Origin of the sequence: Burkholderia crassaminum, assembly GCF_964265005.1 — a bacterium.
Classification (GTDB): domain Bacteria; phylum Pseudomonadota; class Gammaproteobacteria; order Burkholderiales; family Burkholderiaceae; genus Burkholderia.
In genome coordinates, this window is sequence record NZ_OZ183800.1 from 2,779,856 (window position 1) to 2,799,982 (window position 20,127).

Annotated in this window: 18 protein-coding genes; 13 read left to right on the forward strand and 5 right to left on the reverse strand. The window is 69.4% G+C overall.

What is annotated here, in order from left to right:
- The first annotated feature begins 29 nt into the window (after window positions 1-29).
- Both ACPTTF_RS29465 and ACPTTF_RS29470 read left to right on the forward strand, forming a co-directional pair.
- Complete coding sequence (locus tag ACPTTF_RS29465) at window positions 30-920, forward strand: LysR family transcriptional regulator (protein WP_423369268.1); 891 nt, start codon at window positions 30-32, stop codon at window positions 918-920.
- A gap of 145 nt (window positions 921-1,065) precedes the next feature.
- Complete coding sequence (locus tag ACPTTF_RS29470; RefSeq protein ID WP_423369269.1) at window positions 1,066-2,430, forward strand: MFS transporter; 1,365 nt, start codon at window positions 1,066-1,068, stop codon at window positions 2,428-2,430.
- Between the two features lie 119 nt (window positions 2,431-2,549).
- Here the strand turns inward: ACPTTF_RS29470 and ACPTTF_RS29475 are convergent, their stop codons facing one another.
- Entirely contained in the window at window positions 2,550-3,560 is a 1,011-nt protein-coding gene (locus tag ACPTTF_RS29475; RefSeq protein ID WP_423369270.1) for a 3-hydroxybutyryl-CoA dehydrogenase, read from the reverse strand.
- Window positions 3,557-4,663: an NAD/NADP octopine/nopaline dehydrogenase family protein gene (locus ACPTTF_RS29480; RefSeq protein ID WP_423369271.1), complete on the reverse strand. Its 1,107-nt coding sequence runs from the start codon at window positions 4,661-4,663 to the stop codon at window positions 3,557-3,559. Before ACPTTF_RS29480 ends, ACPTTF_RS29475 begins: the two co-directional genes overlap by 4 nt.
- 164 nt (window positions 4,664-4,827) lie before the next feature.
- Between ACPTTF_RS29480 and ACPTTF_RS29485 the strand changes: the two genes are divergently transcribed.
- The gene (locus tag ACPTTF_RS29485) at window positions 4,828-5,802 is read left to right on the forward strand and encodes an AraC family transcriptional regulator (RefSeq protein WP_423369272.1); all 975 of its coding nucleotides are present in this window, start codon (window positions 4,828-4,830) and stop codon (window positions 5,800-5,802) included.
- Window positions 5,799-6,833 carry a LysR family transcriptional regulator gene (locus ACPTTF_RS29490; protein ID WP_423369273.1) on the forward strand — a complete coding sequence of 345 codons (1,035 nt, stop codon included), beginning with the start codon at window positions 5,799-5,801 and terminating at the stop codon, window positions 6,831-6,833. Before ACPTTF_RS29485 ends, ACPTTF_RS29490 begins: the two co-directional genes overlap by 4 nt.
- A 47-nt stretch (window positions 6,834-6,880) precedes the next feature.
- Here the strand turns inward: ACPTTF_RS29490 and ACPTTF_RS29495 are convergent, their stop codons facing one another.
- The gene (locus ACPTTF_RS29495; protein WP_423391190.1) at window positions 6,881-7,999 is read right to left on the reverse strand and encodes a porin; all 1,119 of its coding nucleotides are present in this window, start codon (window positions 7,997-7,999) and stop codon (window positions 6,881-6,883) included.
- A gap of 410 nt (window positions 8,000-8,409) precedes the next feature.
- Here ACPTTF_RS29495 and ACPTTF_RS29500 point away from each other — a divergent pair, with 410 nt between their 5' ends.
- A complete protein-coding gene (locus ACPTTF_RS29500; protein WP_423369275.1) occupies window positions 8,410-9,810 on the forward strand; it encodes a spinster family MFS transporter in 1,401 nt (466 codons plus the stop codon).
- Window positions 9,811-9,965: 155 nt separating this feature from the next.
- Entirely contained in the window at window positions 9,966-10,955 is a 990-nt protein-coding gene (locus ACPTTF_RS29505) for a PDR/VanB family oxidoreductase (RefSeq protein ID WP_423369276.1), read from the forward strand.
- 478 nt (window positions 10,956-11,433) lie between these two features.
- Here the strand turns inward: ACPTTF_RS29505 and ACPTTF_RS29510 are convergent, their stop codons facing one another.
- Complete coding sequence (locus ACPTTF_RS29510; RefSeq protein WP_166954638.1) at window positions 11,434-12,354, reverse strand: LysR family transcriptional regulator; 921 nt, start codon at window positions 12,352-12,354, stop codon at window positions 11,434-11,436.
- 139 nt (window positions 12,355-12,493) lie between these two features.
- On the opposite strand from ACPTTF_RS29510, the gene ACPTTF_RS29515 reads away from it, so the two are divergent.
- The 3 genes from ACPTTF_RS29515 (at window position 12,494) to ACPTTF_RS29525 (ending at window position 14,729) form a co-directional block, all read left to right on the forward strand.
- A complete protein-coding gene (locus tag ACPTTF_RS29515; protein WP_423369277.1) occupies window positions 12,494-13,777 on the forward strand; it encodes an aromatic ring-hydroxylating oxygenase subunit alpha in 1,284 nt (427 codons plus the stop codon).
- Entirely contained in the window at window positions 13,774-14,277 is a 504-nt protein-coding gene (locus ACPTTF_RS29520; protein ID WP_166956674.1) for an aromatic-ring-hydroxylating dioxygenase subunit beta, read from the forward strand. The genes ACPTTF_RS29515 and ACPTTF_RS29520 overlap by 4 nt, the downstream gene beginning before the upstream one ends.
- 65 nt (window positions 14,278-14,342) lie before the next feature.
- Window positions 14,343-14,729 (forward strand): tautomerase family protein, encoded by a 387-nt coding sequence (locus ACPTTF_RS29525; protein ID WP_423369278.1) that lies wholly within the window; start codon window positions 14,343-14,345, stop codon window positions 14,727-14,729.
- A gap of 305 nt (window positions 14,730-15,034) precedes the next feature.
- On the opposite strand, the gene ACPTTF_RS29530 is transcribed toward ACPTTF_RS29525, so the two are convergent.
- Window positions 15,035-16,591: an ATP-binding protein gene (locus ACPTTF_RS29530; protein ID WP_423369279.1), complete on the reverse strand. Its 1,557-nt coding sequence runs from the start codon at window positions 16,589-16,591 to the stop codon at window positions 15,035-15,037.
- Window positions 16,592-16,735: 144 nt separating this feature from the next.
- Between ACPTTF_RS29530 and ACPTTF_RS29535 the strand changes: the two genes are divergently transcribed.
- From ACPTTF_RS29535 to ACPTTF_RS29550, 4 genes are all read left to right on the forward strand, one after another.
- Window positions 16,736-17,929 (forward strand): acyl-CoA dehydrogenase family protein, encoded by a 1,194-nt coding sequence (locus tag ACPTTF_RS29535; protein ID WP_423369280.1) that lies wholly within the window; start codon window positions 16,736-16,738, stop codon window positions 17,927-17,929.
- A 101-nt stretch (window positions 17,930-18,030) separates the two neighbouring features.
- Window positions 18,031-18,408 (forward strand): hypothetical protein, encoded by a 378-nt coding sequence (locus ACPTTF_RS29540; protein ID WP_021161073.1) that lies wholly within the window; start codon window positions 18,031-18,033, stop codon window positions 18,406-18,408.
- Window positions 18,409-18,416: 8 nt separating this feature from the next.
- The gene (locus ACPTTF_RS29545) at window positions 18,417-18,938 is read left to right on the forward strand and encodes a nuclear transport factor 2 family protein (protein ID WP_423369281.1); all 522 of its coding nucleotides are present in this window, start codon (window positions 18,417-18,419) and stop codon (window positions 18,936-18,938) included.
- Window positions 18,939-18,969: 31 nt separating this feature from the next.
- On the forward strand, window positions 18,970-20,094 hold the full coding sequence (locus ACPTTF_RS29550) for an amidase (protein WP_423369282.1): 1,125 nt from the start codon (window positions 18,970-18,972) through the stop codon (window positions 20,092-20,094).
- Window positions 20,095-20,127 lie beyond the last annotated feature (33 nt).

Sequence of the window (20,127 nt, forward strand, 5' to 3'; positions counted from 1 at the left end):
ATAAAGTCATAACCAGTGGGAATCCCCTGATGGATACGCGCGATCTGGAATACCTGCTGGCCGTCGAACGGCACGGCAGCATCGGCAAGGCCGCCGACGCGTTGGGCCTGTCGCAGCCGGCACTGACCAAGGCCATGCAGCGGCTGGAGACGCAGGTCGGCGTGACGCTGTTCGAGCGAACCGCGAGCGGCATGACGCCGACGCCGGCCGGCGCGCGGTTCGTCGCGCGCGCGCAGCGGATCGCGCTCGAATTCGACGATGCGATGCAGGAAATGCGCGCGATTCGCGGCGGCGAGCAGGGTGTCGTGCGGATCGGCTACTCGCCGACCGTGCCGACCGCGCTGGTGCTCGGCGCGTGCCGGCAACTGATCGGCGAACGGCCGGCCGCGAAGCTGCGGCTGCGCTGCCGGCTCGCGCGCGAGCTGCTCGACCTGCTCGCGGCCGGCGAACTCGACCTCGTCGTGGCGCCCGCGCCGACGCAGCCGGACGCGACACTCGCGCGCGTCGAGCTGTTCAGCGACCGCCTGTCGGTGCTCGCCGACGAAGCGCATCCGCTGCAGCGCAAGCGCGGCCTCACGCTCGCCGATCTCGTCGACCAGGAATGGCTGCTGCCCGAGACGACGCTGCCGGTGCGGCGCCAGATCGACGACGCGTTCCGCGCGCGCGGCTTCGCCGGCCCGCGCCTGCGCGTCGAAACGGACTTCGGCAGCACGTCGCTGCTGCACCTGCTGCGCGGCACGCCGCTGCTGTGCGTCGGTGGAACCGAGGCGCTCGATCAGCTCAACGGGCTGCGCGCGCTCGACCTGCTGCCCGGCGAACTCGACCTCGGACGGCGCATCGCCGCGATGCATCGGGCGGGCGCGTACCTGCCGCCGCTGGTGCAGCGCATCGTCGCGCTGCTGCAGGCGCGCGTGAAATAGCCGCGCGCACCCGCCGCGACCATCATTTGCGGGAGTGATGACACTCCCCTTTTTCTGCGGATTTGACCGGGGAGGCAGTGCCGACAACACTAGCCCGCAGTGCCGCAAAGACGGCGCGCGCCCGCCTCCCCCTTCAGAGTCCGCCATGTACCCGACCGACACCGTGCAATCCCCGAGCGCCGCCCGGCCGCTCGCCGACCGGCAACTGCGCCGGATCGTCATCGCCTCCGTCGCCGGCAACGCGATGGAGTGGTACGACTTTTTCGTGTACGGCACGGCCGCGGCGCTCGTGTTTGGCCACGTGTTCTTCCCGCCTGGCGCGTCGCCGCTCGCGGGCAGCCTCGCCGCGTTCGCGGCGTTCGCGCTCGGCTTCGTCGCACGGCCGCTGGGCGGGATCGTGTTCGGCCACGTCGGCGATCGTTACGGGCGCAAGGCGTCGCTCGTGTGGACGCTGCTGATCATGGGCGCATCGACCTTCGCGATCGGCCTGCTGCCGACCTATGCGCAGGTCGGCCTGTGGGCACCGGCGGCGCTCGTCGCGCTACGCCTGCTGCAAGGCATCGCGTCCGGCGGCGAATGGGGCGGCGGCGTGCTGATGATCAGCGAGAACGCGCCGCCCGAGCAACGCGGCTACTACGCTGCCTGGAGCCAGCTCGGCGTGGGCGGCGGCTTCGTGCTGTCGTCGGCCGCGTTTCTCGCCGCGCAGGCGCTGCCGGACGACGCGTTCCGCACCTGGGGCTGGCGGCTACCGTTCCTCGCGAGCATCGCCATTTTCGCGATCGGCATCTATATCCGCCGCCATCTGCCGGAAAGCCGCGACTTCGAGCAGGCCGGCAAGCGCGGCGCGCACACGCACCTGCCGATCGTCGAGTGCATCCGCCGCCACCCGAAGGAAATCCTGCTCGCGATGGGGCTGCGCGTGGCCGAAAACGGCGGCGCCTACATCTTCCTCGCGTTCTCGCTCGTCTACGGCAAATACGTCGGCATCCCGAACGGCGTGATGCTGACCGGCGTGATGATCGCGATGATCGTCGAGATGGGCGCGATGCTCGCGTGGGGCCGGCTGTCCGACCGGATCGGCCGCAAGCCCGTGTACCTGATCGGCGCGCTGAGCCTCGTCGCGTGCGCATTCCCGTTCTTCTGGCTGCTCGACACGCGGGCGACACCGCTCGTGTGGCTCGCGCTCACGGTCGGCACGGCCGTCAGCCACGGCGCGATGATCGGCACGCTGCCCGCGCTCGTCGGCGAACTGTTCAGCACCGAGGTGCGCTACTCGGGCGTCGCGCTCGGTCACGAAGTCGCATCGATCTTCGCGGGCGGGATGTCGCCGCTGATCGCGACCGCGCTGCTCGCGCGCTATCACGCGTCGTGGCCCGTATCGCTGTTCCTCGTCGTGCTCGGCCTCGTGACGGTCGCGACGCTGTGCGTGATGCGCGAAACGCGAGTCGTGGGGGCCGCTCCCGCTGCCCCCGCTGCTCCCGCTACGGACACGCGCGGCGACACGGCGTGACCATGACGCTTCGATCCGCGCAAGCGGGCCGATCCGCGCCGGCAGGCGGCGAGCACGACGGCCGGCACAGCCGCTCCCGGCGCGTGTCGCCGCTCGCGCTCTCCAACCCGACGCGCTGCCTAGTTGCCGCCCTCCCGCCGTGCGCCGTCGAACGCCGGCGCGAGTCCCAGGTGATCGAGCAGCCGCGCGAATTCGCCGAGCCGCTGCCGCATGTAGGCGGGCACGTCGACTTCGGCATAGTCGTGGAAGCCCGCACCCGTGCGCACGCCGTCGCGACCGGCTTCCATGTTGCGCACGACGCTCGCGGCCGGTGCGAAGCGCGGGCCGATCTCGCCGGCCAGGTACGTCGACGCGTAGTACAGGATGTCGCAGCCGCCCCAGTCGATGAATTCGAGCAGCCCGAGCACCGCGAAGCGCGGGCCGAAGCCGGTGCGGATCGCCGTGTCGATGTCCTCGGCGCTCGCGACGCCCTCCTCGACCATCCGCGCGGCCTCGTTCATCGCGAGCGCCTGGATGCGCGGCACGATATAGCCGGGTGCGGGCCCGCAGATCACCGGCTTCTTGCCGACCCGTTCGAGCAACGCGGCGAGCGTATCGACTACAGTTTGATCGGTCGCATCGCTGCGGCTGATCTCGACGAGCGGCATCAGCAACGCGGGGTTCAGCCAGTGCGCGTTCAGCATCCGCGCCGGGTGAGCGACATGGCGCTGCAACTCGGTGACGACGAACGTCGACGTCGTCGATGCGATCGTTGCATGCGCATCGACATGCGCGCCGAGCCAGCGCAACGCGTCGGCCTTCGCGTCGAGCACTTCGGGCAGCGCCTCGAACACGATGTCGGCCTGGCGCACCGCTTCGGCTGCACCGTCCCGGGCGACGAGCGCGATGCGCGCGACCACGGCCTCCGCCTGCGCGGCGTCGATGCGGCCGAGCGCAACCTGCGCGTGCAGCGGCCTCTCGATCTCGTCACGCGTGCGTGCGTCGAATGCGCGCCATCCGGCCGCGTCGCGCGGCTTGAAGTCGACCAGCGTCACGTCGAGCCCCGCGAACGCGAACACGAGCGCGATCCCCTGCCCCATGCGCCCCGCGCCGAGCACGTGGACGCGCGTCACATCGGCGGCCGCCTTCATGCCGCGTACCCCGCGTCGAGCAGCGCGCGCATCGCGTCCTTCGACAGCCCGGCAAGCCCGAGCCGCTCCAGCGTGCGGCCTTCCGCGTACAGGTCACGCACCGCGACCGCGCTCGCGATGCTCAGCAGCCCCTGCGCGACGGGCGTCGGCACGCCGGCCCAGCGCCCGCACGACACGATGAGCGACAGCCCGAGCCGGGTGTCCTCGAGCATGTAGCGATGCGTGCACAGATCGATCTTCTCACGCCAGTCGCCGCTATCGGTCAGCTTGCCGTGCGCGCCGCGCCCGTACATCCACTCGTCGCCGTCGGCCGCATAGTGATCCGCGAGCGGGAAATGCGGTGCGCGGTAGCCGAGCGCTTCACGCACCGCGATGCGCTCGGCGTCGAGCGCGTTCGTCACGCGGCGGATCGCCGGTTGCGTGCCTTCGTTGTGGATGTCCCACGCATCGAAGTGTTCGAGCGGCCCGGCGTTCATCAGGATCAGCGGCGGATGGATCACCGGCCCCGCGTTCATCAGCGCGCCGGACAACGCATCCTCGACCGGTTCGACCGACGGATAGCCCGCGCGCAGCACGTCGAACGCCCAGCCGGCCGCATTCGCCGGAAACACGCCGGTCGGCAGGCGCGTCGCATACGCACTGATCACGACCTCGTTGTCGCCATGCTTGCGCACCAGGTACGGCAGCGTGCCCGTCTCGGCGAAAGCGATACGCGAACGGTTGCCGGCGTCGGCCGCCGCACGTGCGAACACGTTGCTGCCGAACGTGCCGGGCGGCAGGAACACGACCTGGCCGTCCTCCAGCAGCGGTGCAACCTGTGCGGCGAGCGCATCGTGCGACGTGGCCGGCAGCGGCACCACGACGAGCCGCGCGCCGCGCAGCGCGGCCGCGAGATCGTCGGTCAGGCAGATCGCGCCGGGCGCTTCGCCGAGCGGCACCGGCCGCTTGCCGCGATAGTCGGTCACGTTCAGCACGCCGAGCTCGCGCAGCCGCGCATGCGGCTCGCGATCGCGCCGCCACCACGTCACGTCATGGCCCTTCTCGAGCAGGTCGATGGCCGCCGCATGGCAGCCGTGGCCGCCGCCCAGAACACATACCTTCATCATCGTCTCCGGTTGATCGAGTGTGACCGAGACTACGCGGCCGCCCCCGCCGCGTCGCTTCAAAACGCGCAACGGCACGCCCGTTCGCGCAACACAATCGCGGCGCGGCGCATGCGCCGCCCGCGCGTGCCGACACGCCGACACATCCGACCCGAGGCCCACGAATGGATATCGCCCTTTCCCGCCATGCGCCGAACCGGCTCGGCACGCTTCACGCGCCCGATGAAGTCGAACGCGCCGTCGCGCATCGGCTCGGGCCGCACCGGATGGCCGCGCGCGGCCGCGATCCGTTTCACGCGGAGCTATACGAAGTGCCGCTGCATCACGGCGCGCTGCTCGAACTCTGCTACGGCCGCGAAACGCGCATCGATTTCGGCAGCGACACCGGTCATTTCCTGTTCAGGCTGACGCTCGCGGGCGCATGCGAGCTGCAGGCTGGCGCCGTCGTCGCGCAGGCGGGCCCCGGCGAGCTGACCGTGTCTTCGCCCGCACTGGCGAGCCGCCTGAGCACGAGCCCCGATTGCCGCAACCTCGTGCTGCGGCTCGAACGCGGCGCGCTCGAACACAAGCTGCAGGACATGCTGAACGCGACGCTCACGCGGCCGCTGCAGTTCGAACTCGCGGCCGGCGGCACGGGCGCCGGCGCCGCACTCGTGCTGCCGACCTTCGAATACTTGTGCCGGCTCGGCGCGCAGCCGGATATCGGCACGGCCGCGACCACCTTCGGCGCCGATCTCACCGCGTGGCTGATGTCGCTGCTGCTCACGCACCTGCCGCACTCGTACACCGACGCGCTCGCACGCGGCACCCCGCTGCTACCGGCGCACGTGCGCCGCGCGTGCGACCACGTCGACGCGCACCTCGGCGAACCGCTCGCGCTGGCCACGCTGGCGGCCGTCGCGGGCGTCGCGCCGCGCACGCTGCAGCATGCGTTTCGCGCGTTCCTGCACACCACGCCGGCAGCGTACGTGCGCGAGCGCCGGCTCGCCGCCGTGCGCGCGGCACTGCAACACGGCGACGCGCGCAGCGTGACCGACGTGCTGATCGCGCACGGCATCCATGGCTTCGGCCATTTCGCGAAGGCGTATGCGCGGCGTTACGGCCATGCGCCTTCCGTCACCGCGAGGCAATCCCGATGACGCACGCCGCAACCGGCCGCCCGGCGGCCTCGACCCGCGCCGAATCCGCGCCGCACGACAGCGACGCGTCCGAACTGCGCGTGCAGGATCTCGATCTCAACTTGCTGAAGACGTTTCGCGCGGTCTACGAGGAGCGGCACGTCGGCCGCGCGGCGCTGCGGCTCGGCGTCACGCAGCCGTCCGTCAGCCATGCGCTCGGCCGGCTGCGGCTGATGTTCCGCGACGCGCTGTTCGTGCGTACCGGCACCGGCGTCGAGCCGACGCCGCGCGCGCAGCGGCTCGCGCTATCGGTCGACAAGGCGCTCGCGATCCTGCAGGACGTGCTCGACGAAGGCTCGCGCTTCACGCCCGACAGCACGCAGCGCGTGTTCCGCCTGCACATGAGCGATTTCGCCGCGAGCGCGTTCCTGCCGACGATGCTCGCCGCCTTCGACCGCCGCGCGCCGGGCGCGGTGATCGAGACGCTGCACGTCGACGAAGGCCAGCTCAACGTCGCGCTCGAATCGGGGCGCATCGACTTCGCGCTCGGGCATTTCGCCGACGCGTCGAGCCACTTCCAGCGCACCGCGCTGCTGCACGAGCGCTGCGTGCTGCTGATGCCGCGCCGCACTGCACAGCGCGTCGCACTGCCCGACGATTACGTGCTCGACGGCGCGGCGCCCGATACGCTGCGCTTCGTCGCGGTCACGTCGCATCCGCAATCGATGCAGCTGCTGGAACGGCACGGGCTGATGCCGCGCGTGCGCGCGGCGCTACCCGATTTCATGGTGGTGCCCGCGCTGCTGCAGGACGGCGACTATGCGCTGATCCTGCCGGAGACGATCGCGATCACGTTCGCGGCGCGGCAGCCGTGCGCGCTGTACGAGATCGCCGAGGCCGGCGAATGGGCCGTCAATGCGTACTGGCACCGGCGCTTCGACGCCGACCCCGGCCATCGCTGGCTGCGCGCGCTGCTGCTCGAACTGTTCAGCATCGGCCAGCAGGCGCCGTTCGACACATGGCTCGCGCCGCAGCCGCCCGCCTGCGCATAACAGCGCCAACGACGCGAGCGGCGCAAGCGGGCACCGGCGCGCGCCGGTCAGAACGACGTGAGGATGCCCGCGACGATCGAGCTCGCCGTTGCCCCCGGTTGGGCGACGGCGACGCCGCCGCCCGCCGCACGGTTGACGACGAAGCGCGCATGCGCGCCGTTGCGCACCATCGCGGCGCCCGTGTACAGCACCGTGCGCTTCGACAGCGGATAGTCGAAGCGGATGCCGTACGAATCGGCGTTACCGTCGCTGTCCCCGACCTTGCGGTAGTGGCCGACACTCAGCAGCAGCGACGCGCGCCCGATCGGCACCGTCGCGCTCAGCTCCATGGTGTCGCTGTGCGGATACGCGCTCTGGCTGTCGATCGCGGTCGCGACGTCGGGGCCGCCGCGATGACGCATGTACAGCGCGGCGACCTTCACGACGTTGAAGTCGTACGAAATCGCGCCGAGCGTGTAGTTGCCGTTCGCAGCGGGGCTCGTGTCGCCGAGGGCCGACGCGGCAACCGGGCTGAACTTCTGCTGCATGTAGTCGACGTCGACCGACAGGCCGCCGCGCACGTAGTTGAGCCCCGCGCCATACGTATCGCCGAGCGTCGCCGGCTGCCCGGCCGCGCCGTTGGTGCCGCGCGCGGCCATCGCGCGCAGGATGAAACCCGCGTAGCGCGGCGACGTATAGCGCATCGAGTTGCGCACGCGCAGGAACGCGGGCCCGACGAAGTTGTTGGTCGCGTTGCCCCACGCGAGCCCCGCACCGAGGCCCGGCAGGCTGTACGTGACGAGTGTGGTGTGCAGGATCGTGTAAAGCTCGCCGAACTGCACGCCGCCGAACGGCCCGGTGATGCCGACCCACGCTTCGCGGCCGAACAGCGCGCTGCTGTTCGACAGTGCGCCGCTGCCCGCGTTGAAGCCGTCTTCGAGCTTGAAGATCGTCGCGTAACCGCCGCCGAGATCCTCGACTCCCTTCAGCCCCCACTGCGATGCCCACAGGTTGCCGCTGCCCATGCGCGTCACGTGGTTCGGCCCGGCGTTCGCGTATTCGATCGCGGTGTCGACGCGGCCGTAAAGCGTCACGCTCGATTGTGCGAATGCAGGCAGCGCCGTGCAGGCAAGCAGCGCGGCAAGCGGTACGGCAAGCCGGTCGGCCCGCCCGTTCGTTTGGTTCATCGTCGTCGTCCCGTAGATATTGCCGCGCCTGTCTGTATCGCGCCGCGTGGTGTGAAGCGCGTTCGCCATGAAGAGCCAACGCTGCCGATCAAAACCGGGCCGAGTCTAGGAACGACAATTTCGGACGTCGACGCAATGCGCTCTATAACGCTTATAGATGCGCCGCATGATGCGTGCGCGCCCCGCCGCAAGCGCGCCGCGCGGCGGCCGGCGCGCGAGACCCTGGTGTTTTCTTTATCCGGGTCGGTAAATGTCCGTGTGGCGCGGCTGTCACTCCGGCTATGGCGGCCGAATTTGGCCGACTACGCTGCGTCTCCGACACGTGCCCCCGCACGCTTTCGCGCCGCGCCGGCGCCCGGCCCGCAAGGCCGCTGCCGCGCATCCCCACCGCCCGCTCCTGGAGAATCCGCATGTCCACATCCACGGCCCGCGCTGCCGACGGCAAGCGCTATACGTACGAATGGTATGTCGTCGTCATCTGCATGCTCGCGTACGTCTTTTCGTTCGTCGACCGCCAGGTCCTCGTGCTGATGATCGAGCCGATCAAGCGCGACCTGCACCTGTCCGACACGCAGTTCAGCTTGCTGAACGGCTTCGCGTTCTCGCTGTTCTATGCGGTGATGGGGCTGCCCGTCGCGTATCTCGCCGATCGCTACGCGCGCCCGCGGATCATCTCGATCGGCATCGCGCTGTGGAGCGTCGCGACCGCCGCGTGCGGGCTCAGCCAGCATTTCGTGCAGATGTTCATCGCGCGCATGGGCGTGGGTGTCGGCGAAGCCGCGCTGTCGCCCGGCGCCTATTCGATGCTGGCCGACTACTTCCCGAAGGAGAAGCTCGGGCGCGCGATCGCCGTGTATTCGCTCGGCTCGTTCATCGGCGGCGGCGTCGCGTTCCTGATCGGCGGCTACGTGATCGCGCTGCTCAAGCATGCGAGCGCCTTCACGCTGCCGGTGGTCGGGCAGGTGCATGCGTGGCAGGTCACGTTCCTGATTGTCGGACTGCCGGGGCTGCTGGTCGCACTGCTGTTCGCGGCGACCGTGCGCGACCCGCAGCGCAAGGGGCTCGCGCAGGATCGCTCGGGCGCCGTGCGGCGCGTGTCGATGCGCGATTCGCTGCGCTTCGTCGGCACGCATCGCGCGACCTTCGCGTGCCATTACCTCGGCTTTTCGTTCTACGCGATGACGCTGTACTGCCTGCTGAGCTGGACGCCCGCGTTCTATATCCGCCGCTTCGGGATGACGGCGGTCGAAGCCGGCTACACGCTCGGCATCGTGCTGCTGGTCGCGAACACCGCCGGCGTGTTCTGCGGCGGCTGGCTCAACGACTGGATGCTGCGGCGTGGCCGCAGCGACGCGCCGATGCGTGCCGGCGCGATCGGCGCCGCGTGCATGGTGATGCCCGCGACGCTGTTCACGCAACTCGACTCGCTGCCCGCTTCGCTCGCGATGCTCGTCGTCGCGATGTTCTTCGCGTCGTTCCCGATGCCGACGTCGACCGCCGCCATGCAGACACTCGCGCCGAACCAGATGCGCGCGCAGATCTCCGCGCTGTTCCTGCTCGTGTCGAACCTGATCGCACTCGGGATCGGTACGACCGTCGTCGCGCTGTTCACCGATCGCGTGTTCGGTGCGCCGGCGGCGGTCGGTCATTCGATGTCGATCGTCAACGTCGCGGCGGCCACGCTCGCCGCGCTGCTGCTCGCCGCCGGTTGCCGGCACTATCGCCGCAGCCTCGATCGCGAACGCACCCATGCGGCGCCGCAGGCGGCCGAAACGGCCGAGGCGGGCAATGCGGCGATCGCCGCGCGCTGAACACCGGGCAGCTCCGCCGCTTGACCATCATCCATCCCACTGATTCAGGCATCGCTTTTTAATCGATTTGATTTATGCGATGCCCATCCCTATTCTCGATCGCATGACGGCGCGGTGTCTGCCGCGCCGCGTTCTCCCTACCCCACGGATTACCCATGCAAGCGAACCGCCACCAGGTCCGGATCGACGCGCTGATCGACGCGGCGCAGGACATCCGCTGTTTCCGGGTTTCCCGCGTCGACGGCCAGCCGTTCGACGCGTACGAACCGGGCGCCCATATCGACGTCACCGCGCCGTCCGGCGTCACGCGGCAATACTCGCTGTGCGGCAACCCCGACGAACGCGGCAGCTATCTGTTCGCAGTGAAGAAGGAAGCGCAGTCGCGCGGCGGCTCGCGTTCGCTGCACGACGATGTGCAAGTGGGCGCCGAGCTGTCGATCGGCGCGCCGCGCAACCTGTTTCGTCTGACGGATGACGCGAGCGAGCACGTCCTGATCGCGGCCGGCATCGGCATCACGCCGCTGCTGTCGATGGCGTATGCGCTGCACACGCGCGGCGCGCGCTACCGCTTGCATTACTTCGCGCGCAGCCGCGAACACGCGGCCTTCGTCGAGGAATTGTCAGCCGAGCCGTTCGCGTCGCACGTGACGTTCCACTACGGCGTCGAGCCCGACGCGCTCGCGGCCGAGCTGGGCCGCTGCGTCGAATCGGTCGACACGCACGCACACGTCTATACGTGCGGCCCGGGGCCGTTCATGGAGGCGGTCGTCGCGGCAGCCGCGACACGCTTGCCCGACGATTCGATCCACCTCGAACGCTTCGCGGCGGAACCGGCCGGCGCCGATGCGGGCAATAGCGATGCCGGCGCAGGCGCGGCCGATGGTTTCGAAGTACGCCTGCAGCGCAGCGGGCAATCGGTACACGTCACGCCCGGCACGTCGATCGTCGACGCGCTCGCGTGCATCGGCATCGAGGTCGACACGTCGTGCGGCGAAGGTGTGTGCGGCACCTGCATGGTGAGCGTCGTCGACGGCGAGCCCGATCATCGCGACCACTGTCTCAGCAAGGCCGAGCGCGCGAGCAACACGGTGATCTGCTGCTGCGTGTCGCGTGCGCGCTCGGCGGTGCTCGTGCTCGATCTTTGACGCTGACGGCACGAGCGGCGGCCGTTCAGGACGTTGCGTGTCGTCGAAACGCGCGACGAGTTCGAGCCAGCAACGCGCACATCCATGCATTGTCCTTGTCCTCATGGGTCACACGTTGTCGAAACGCTCGACGAGCCCGGCAAGCAACGCGCACCTCCACGCGTTGTCCTTGTCATCATGGGTCACGCGTTGTCGAACCGCGCGACGAGCCCGGCAAGCAACGCGCGCATCCACGCGTTGCCTTCGTCCTCATCGGTCACGCGTTGTCGAAACGTCCCACGACCTCGGCCAGCAACGCGCACATCCACGCGTTGCCCTCGTCCTCATCGGTCACGCATCGTCGAAACGTCCCACGACTTCGGCCGGCAACGCGCGCATCCACGCGTTGCCCTCGCCCTCATCGGTCACGCATCGTCGAAACGTCCCACGACCTCGGCCAGCAACGCGCACCTCCACGCGTTACCCTCGCCCTCATCGGTCACGCGTTGTCGAATCGCTCGACGAGTTCGGTCAGCAGCATGCGCATCCACGCGTTGCCCTCGTCTTCATGGAAATGCTCGTGCCAGTGCATCGTCACCGGCGCGGGCGGCAGCGTGACAGGCAAGTCGTACAGGCGGAACGCATTGTCGCGGTTCAGGATCTGCGCGAGCCGCTTCGGCAGCGTCGCGTACAGATCCGTGACCGACAGCACGCTCGGCAACGCGACGAAGTGCGGCACTTCGAGCGCGATGTTGCGGCCCACGCCCTGCGCGCGCAACGCATCGTCGAGCGCGTGGTGGCTGTGCTCGACCGATTTCACGTTGACGTGCGCGGCGCGCACGAATTGCTCGAGGCTCAGCGCGGCGCCGCTCGGCAATCCGCGCCGGCGGCCCGTCATGCACACATAGGTTTCCTCGAACAGCACCTGATGGCGTGTGCGCGGCATCAGCTCCGGCAGGTTGCCGATCGCGAAATCGAGCCGGCTCGCACGCAGCGCTTCCTCGATCTCTTCCACCGGCAGCGGCTGCACGCTCAGCGTCACGCGCGGCGCGCGCTCGCGCAGCGCCTGACAGATCGCCGGCAAGTACGCCATCTCGCCGGCATCCGACAACGACAGCCGGAACGTGCGCGTGCTCGTGGCCGGGTCGAAGCGCTCCGCGTAGCGCAGCGCCACGCGCACCATGTCGAGCGCCTTGCCGACGATGCCCGCGAGTTCGAGCGCGACCGGTGTCGGCTGCATGCCCGAGCGCGTGCGCACGAACAGCGGATCGTCGAACAGCGTGCGCAGCCGGCCGAGCGAATAGCTGACAGCCGGCTGCGACAGCGCGAGCCGCTCACCGGCCTTCGTCAGGCTGCGTTCCTCGACGATCGCCTGGAACACGCGCAACAGGTTCAGATCGAGATGATCGACCGACGTCATCGTAGCCTCCATCATTTGCCGTATTTATTGATCAGCCAATTTTAGATCAATTTGACGGATATGTAGTGGGAGACGAGACTGGGTACTCGATACCGTGCGCTGCGCGGCCCGATTTCGCGACTCTTTCCCCACGACAACGATGAGCGACATTCCCTACCAGACGATCGACACCCGTGCGTTGCACGGCCTCGCGCAACCCGACCGCATCGCGCCCGCGATGTATCACGATCCCGCGCTGTTCGAAGCCGAGCTCGAGCGCATCTTCTACCGCACCTGGATCTGGGTCGCGCACGAGAGCGAGCTGCCGAACCCGGGCGACTTCATCACGGCGACGATCGGCCGCCAGCCGGTGATCGTCGTGCGCGACAAGACCGGCGACATCAACGTGCTGCAGAACCGCTGCCGCCATCGCGGCGCGACCGTGTGCGAATCGCACAAGGGCAACGCGAAGGGCTTCACGTGCCCGTATCACAGCTGGTCGTACGCGCTCGACGGCACGCTGCGCGCGCTGCCGTACGGCGACGGCTACGAAGGCGTGTGCGAGAAAGGCGACCTGCCGCTCGTGAAGCTGCGCGTCGGCGTGTACCAGGGCCTGATCTTCGCGAGCTTCAACGACGCGATCGAACCGCTCGAGGATTTCCTCGGCGGCGCGAAGCCGTGGATCGACCTGTTCATGAAACAGGGCGCCGGCTACCCGATCAAGGCGAACGGCGAGCACAAGTTCAAGTTCAAGGGCAACTGGAAGATCCAGCTCGAGAACACGACCGACCTCTACCACTTCCCCGTCGTGCACAAGTCGTGGATGAAGTCGATCGACGACGAGACGGCCGCCGCTATCACGAGCTTCATGACGAGCGAAGACGCGTTCTGCCGCGGGCTCGGCAACGGCCACAGCCTCGCGGTACTGATGCCCGAGCTGATCGACCTCGACGAAGACGACGGCGCGCCGCTGCCCGAGCGTTTCGCGCCGCTCGCGGCGAAGCTTGCCGAGCGCCATTCGCCGGACGAAGTGCGCCGCATCGTGCGCTCGCTGATGGGCGTCGGCTTCAACCTGAACCTGTTCCCGAACCTCGCGCTGTCGATGGCGTTCTTTCGTGTGCTGCGGCCGATCTCGGCGAACGAAACCGAGATCCGCCACGTCGCGCTCGCGATGGACGGCGGCCCCGACGAAGCGAACCGCGAGCGCCTGCGCATCCACGAGCACTTCCAGGGCCCGTTCGGCTTCGGCAGCCCCGACGACGCGGAGGCGTGGGAGCGTGTACAACGCGGCGCACATGCGGGCCCCGACGTGCCGATCCTCGTGAATCGCGGGCTGAACCGCGAGACGACCGCCGCGAACGGCGAAAAGACCGCGCATGCGACCGACGAAACCGGGATGCGCGAGGCTTATCGGCAATGGCGCAACATGATGGAGCAGCAATAATGGACGACCGCAACGCCCTCTTTTCCGAGCAGACCTTCGCCCGCGCGGTCGAATTCGTGTGGCGCGAAGCCGAGATGCTCGACCGCCGCGACTATCGCGCATGGCTCGACCTGTGGGATCCGGCCGGCCACTACGTGGTGCCGATCGATCCCGACACGACCGATTTCGCCGCGACGCTGAACTACGTGTTCGACGACCAGGACATGCGCGAAAAGCGCGTGCAGCGGATGGTGTCCGGATACTCGGCATCGGCCACCGACGCGGCGCGCACGGTGCGCACCGTGTCGCGCTTCACGCTGGAAAGCGGCAGCGCCGACACCGTCGAGCTGAAATCGGCGCAGGTCGTCGTCGCGTACAAGCGTGGCGTCGCGACGCTGTTCGCGGCCGACGTCACGCACAAGCTGCGCGTCGATGCCGAAGGCGAGATGCGGATCGCCGAAAAGGTCGTGCGCCTGATCGACTCGACCGAAGCGCTCAGCGCGATCGGCTTCCTGCTGTAAGCCGTCGCCGGTTCGCCGCTGCAAGTGCAAAGGTGAGCCGGCAACCTTCACCTTTCCGGACGACCATGCCCACACTCGAAGTTTTCCTGCCGGCCGGCCATGACGACGCACGCAAGGCCAAGCTGATCGCGCGACTCAGCGGTGCGACCGTCGACGCGATCGGTGCACCGCTCGAATCCATACGCGTGCTGCTCACCGAGTTGCCCGCCACGCATATCGGCCTTGGCGGGCGCACGGCCGCCGACGGCGCGCCGCCGTCGCTGCCGGTGATCGTCGCGATCCTCATCGCCGGCCGCACCGACGCGCAAAAACGCGCGCTGATCGCGGCACTTTCCGACACCGCTGCGACCGTGCTCGATGCACCGTTGCAGGCGACGCGCGTCATCATCAAGGACATCCCGAATACCGACTTCGGGATCGGCGGCCAGACCGCACGGGCGCTGGGGCGCTGATCATGGGCCGGGCGTCGCTCCGTCATGCGCCGCGCCGTGGTGTCCGTGGTGCTCGTGGTGCTCGTGGTGCTCGTGGTGCCCTTGGTGCCCTTGGTGCCCTTGGTGCCCTTGGTGCCCTTGGTGCCCTTGGTGCCCTTGGTGCCCTTGGTGCCCTTGGTGCCCTTGGTGCCCGCGGTGCCCGTGGTGCCCGTGGTGCCCGTGGTGCCCGTGGTGCCCGTGGTGCCCGTGGTGCCCGTGGTGCCCGTGGTGCCCGTGGTGCCCGTTGTGCCCGTTGTGCCCGTGGTACCCGTGACGCGACGCAGCGGCTACGCCTGCGCTTTACCCGCGAGCGGCAGCGTCACGCGGCAGTCGAGCCCACCGCCATCGGCCGGGCTCGCGCCGATCCGGCCGCCGTGGCGCGTCACGATGCTCTTGCACAGCGACAGTCCGATCCCGTTGCCACCAACCTTCGACGACGAGAAACCGTCGAACAGCCGGTCGTGCGCGCCTTCCGCGATGCCCGGGCCATTGTCGATCACGCGCAGCTCGGCGTAGCCGGCCACATTCGCGCTGCCGAGCGTCAGCATGCGCGGCACGCGTTCGCAACCGGCAAACGCCTCGATCGCATTGAACGCGAGATTCAGGATCACCTGCCCGATCAGCACGCGCTCGCAGCGGATCGGCAGCGGCGCATCGGCCTGCACGATCGCGACCGTCACGCCGGCCTCCTTCGCACGCAGCTCGATGAAATACGCGACGTCCGCGAGGATGTCGCGCAGGTCGGCGAGCGCGACGACCGGCTCGCGCTTCACGATGAACTCGCGCACGCTCTTGATGATCAGCGCCGCATGCTCGGCCTGCCGGTCAGCGCTGCGCAGCCCCCAGATCGCGTCGTCCACGCTGCCGCGCCCGTTCAGCCGCTGCACCGCCCCTTCGATAAAATTGCGCACGGCCGCGAGCGGCTGGCTCAGCTCGTGAGCGATCACGCTCGCCATCTCGCCCATCGCGTTGTAGCGGCCCGCGTGTTCGAGCATGCGCGCTTCGGCGCGGCGGGCATCCTCGATCGCGACTTCATCGCTCACGTCGCGGAACTGCACGAGCAGCCCGTCGAGATCGTCCTCGATCTCGACCTGCCGGCACAGGATGCGCAGCCAGCACGGCGAGCCGTCGCGCCGCACGATACGGTAGCGCTGCGGCGCGGACGGGCAGGCGGACGGCGCATCGCGCAATTGCGCGACGAGCCGGTCGCGGTCGGCCGTGGAGCAGTAGTCGAGCACCTCGCCGAGCGCTTCGTCGGGTGCGAGCCCGAGCATGCGGCGGCCCGACTCGCTGATGAACTGCACGCCGCCGTGCGGCGTGACCACCGCGATGCCTTCGTCGAGATCCTGCATGAACTCGCGCAACCGCGCCTCGTAACGACGCAACTGCTGGCGCACCGCCTCTTCGGCGCTGATGTCGCGGAACTGCACCATCACGACATCGCGCCCGCGCAGCGGCACGTAGGTGGCGGTCGCCTCGGACAGCATGTCGACGCCCGTGCGCGACCGGTAGCACCACTCGTACACCTGCGGCCCGTCGACGAGCGCGCGATCCCACGCACTCACGGCGATCTCGCGCTGGTATTTCGGCTCGGGGCGCGTCATGTCCGGCGCCTTCAGCGGCAGCAGTTCCTCGACGGAAAAACCGAGCGCGATGCAGGCGGCACGGTTCGCCCACACGATCGCCTTCGTCTGCGCGTCGTGCAGCAGCACGCAGGTCGTCAGCGCGTCGAGCAGCCGGTGGAAATCGTCTTCGTCGGGGAAACTCATGATCGGCTTCGGAAGAGGTCGCGCGGCATCGCGCGACCGGAAACCCAACATAGCACCGGCGCGCGCCGCCCGCATCTGAAGATTTCTTTAGCGCGGCACGGAACCTCACCAGTCGCACGGCCCAACGCACCAATTGCTGCGTGTTTTCGGCGTTTCTAGACTGCTTGCATCGTCTTGTGCACCCCGCATTCGAACCCCAATCCGCCCCAGGAGACAGCCATGCCCCACGCCGCCCTCGCCCTCGACACCGCGCCGAGCGCTCCCCACGCGGCCGGCGAACCGACCGCCCGGCTGTCGCCGCTCGACGCCGTGATCGAAACCGTCGCCGCGCGCCGCGAAGAATTCGACCGCCTGTCGCACGTGCCGCGCGACGTGATCGCGCTGTTCAGGCAGGCCGGCATCTATCGCGCGGGCACGCCGCGCCGTTTCGGCGGCGATGCGCTCGCGCCGACCGCGTTCCTCGACATGATCGAACGGATCGCGACCGCCGACGGCTCGGCTGCGTGGGTCGCGAGTTTCGGCTCCGCGAACGTCTATCTCGCCGCGCTGCCGCTCGAGACCCAGGCCGAGCTGTACGCGAGCGGCCCAGACCAGGTGTTCGCGGGCGGCCTCTTCCCGGTGCAGCCGGCCCAGCCCGCGCCGGGCGGCTGGCGCGTGAACGGCACGTGGAAATTCGCGAGCGGCTGCAAGGGTGCCGACTGGCTCGGCGTCGGCATCGCCGTGCCCGGCGCGCAGGATGCCGCACCGAACAAGCCGCGCACGGCCGTGTTCCGCGCCGCCGAGGTCGAGATCGTCGAGAACTGGAGCGTGGTCGGCATGCAGGGCACCGGCAGCCACGACCTGCGCGTCGACGATCGCTTCGTGCCCGAAGCCTGGACCTTCGTGCGCGGCGGCGAGCCGACCGTCGACGAGCCGCTGTACCGCTACCCGACCGTCGCGTATGCGGCGCAGGTGCTGGCCGTCGTCAACCTCGGCCTCGCGCGCGCGGCGCTCGACGTCGTGAACCGGATGTCCGGTGGCCGGCAGACGACGACCGGCGCGCCGCGTCTCGCCGATCGTGCGTACTACCGGATCGAACTCGCGAAGGCCGAGGCGCAACTGCGCTCGGCGCGCGCGTTCTTCTACGACGCAACCGACACGGTGTGGCAATCGATCCTCGCCGGCAACCCCGTGACGCCCGACCAGGTCAGCCTGCTGCGGCTCGCGGCCACGCATATCGCACGCGAAGGCGCGAGCGTCGTCGAACGCGCGTACCGCCTCGGCGGCACCGCGGCGATCTACCGGTCGCATCCGCTGCAGCGGCTGCTGCGCGACGCGATGGTCGTCACGCAGCACGCGTTTCTCGGCGAGGGCAACTTCGACGGCGCCGGCGCGGTGTTCACCGGCGTGACGCCGTTTCCCGGCTATCTGTAACCTGCGTCGACCGAACTGTTTTTCAACGCGCATGAAGCCGACGCCGAACCAGCTTCGCCGGCCGGTTCATGCGCCTCACCGATTCCTCTGGAGAACCTGATATGTCCGATTCGAATCCGCTGCCGCTGCGCGTCCTGTTCTGCTGCGGCGTGTCGCAGAACTTCTTCGACCTGCCGCGCGAGAAGATCGGCGAAGTGTGGCAGGCGTATGGCGCGATGCTCGCCGCCGTCGAGGCGATGCCCGGCGTGCGCGTGCTCGGCGTGATGGACGACGACCGCCTCGTGGTCGGCCAGGCCGACGGCGCCCCGTGGACCTTCTACATCATGGCCGACGTCGCCGATTTCGACACGACGGTCGCCGTGTGCAACCTGTATCGCACGACGCCGGTCGGCGAATACAACCTGTGGCGCTACGGCAAGATCGAAGCGCGCGTCGGCCGCGCGCTGACCGTGCCGCCGGCCGCGAAGCCCGCGTCGTGAGGCGCGCGATGACCGACCTGTCACCGGATCGGATCGACGCGCTCGTGCAGCGCATGGCGGCGCTCGATGCCGAGCGCGCGGTGCGCGCGACGATCACGCGCTACATGGCGCTGTGCGACGTGCCCGAGGATGCCGGCGACGGCCCGTCGCTCGCCGGGCTGTTCACCGCCGACGCCGTGTGGGAAGGCATCGGCCCGCAATACGCGCAGAAGTTCGGCCGCCTCGAAGGCACGGCCGCGATCGTCGCGATGCTGGGCCGCTACCTGCCGCCCGACCCGCATTTCTCGGCGAACCTGCACTTCCTGACGTCGGAGTCGATCGAGATCGGCGCCGGCAACGCAAGCGCGCGCGGCCGCTGGATCATGCTGCAGGCGTCGCGCTACGCGGACAGCACGGCCGAGCTGATCGCCGCGCGGCTGACCGTCGATTTCGCGCCGGCCGCCAGCGGCTCCGCATGGCTGATCCGCCATTTCCGCACCGAACGCGTGCTCGACGGCCCGTGGCCGCTCGTTGCCGCGCCGCGGGCCTGATGCTTTCCACCGCTTCCGCACGATACCGACCATGACAGGCTTCATCGACACCTTCACGCTCGGCGGCCCCGGCCCCACGATCGCGATCAAGGACACGATCGACATCGCAGGCCATCCGACCCGCGCGGCGAGCCGCGCGCTCGCCGATGCACCGCCGGCCGCACAGCACGCGGACGTCGTCCGCCTGCTGCTCGACGCGGGCTGGCAGATCGCCGGCAAGGCGAACATGCACGAGCTCGCGTTCGGCATGACCGGCATCAACGACTACACGGGCACGCCCGTCAATCCGCAGGACGCGACGCGCATCCCGGGCGGCTCGTCGAGCGGTTCCGCTTCGCTCGTCGGGCTCGGCGCGGTCGACGCGGCGCTCGGCACCGACACCGGCGGCTCGATCCGCGGGCCGGCCGCCTGCTGCGGCGTGGCCGGGCTGAAGCCGACGTTCGGCCGCGTGTCGCGGCGCGGCGTCGCGCCGGCCGATACCACGCTCGATTGCGTCGGGCCGTTCGCCCGCGATATCCGCACGCTGGCCGCGGTGATGGCCGCGATCGCGCCGGGTTTCGATCGTGCGCGAGCGGCTGACTCCGTGGCGGGCTGCACGATCGCGCAGATCCACGTCGAAGCCGATCCGGCGATCGCCGCCGCGCTCGATGCGGCCGTGCGTGCGTCGGGCCTGCGTTCGCACACGGTCGTGCTCGACGAAATGCCGGCCGCATTCGCGGCGGGGCTCACCGTGATCAACGCGGAAACGTCGCGCGCGTTCGGCCATCTCGTCGAAACCGGCAAGCTCGGTGCCGACCTCGATGCACGGCTGCGCACGGCCGCGACGACGACACCCGCCGCCCTCGCGGAAGCCGAAGCCGTACGCGCACGCTTCACCGCACAGGTCGACGCCGCGCTCGAGCACGCGGACGTGCTCGTGCTGCCGACGCTGCCCGCGCTGCCGATCACGCTGCAGCAGGCGCGCGACGGTGTATCGGTGATTGCGATGTCGTCGCTGATCCGGCCGTTCAACCTGAGCGGCCACCCGGCGCTCAGCCTCCCGCTGCCGCTGGCCGGTTCGCCGCTGAAGGCCGGCCTGCAGATCATCGGGCGCAAGGGCGCGGACGAGCGGGTCTGCGCGATCGCGGCACACTTCGCAGCGGCACTCGCCGCATGAACCACGATGCGGGCGCGGCTTCACCCCGCACGC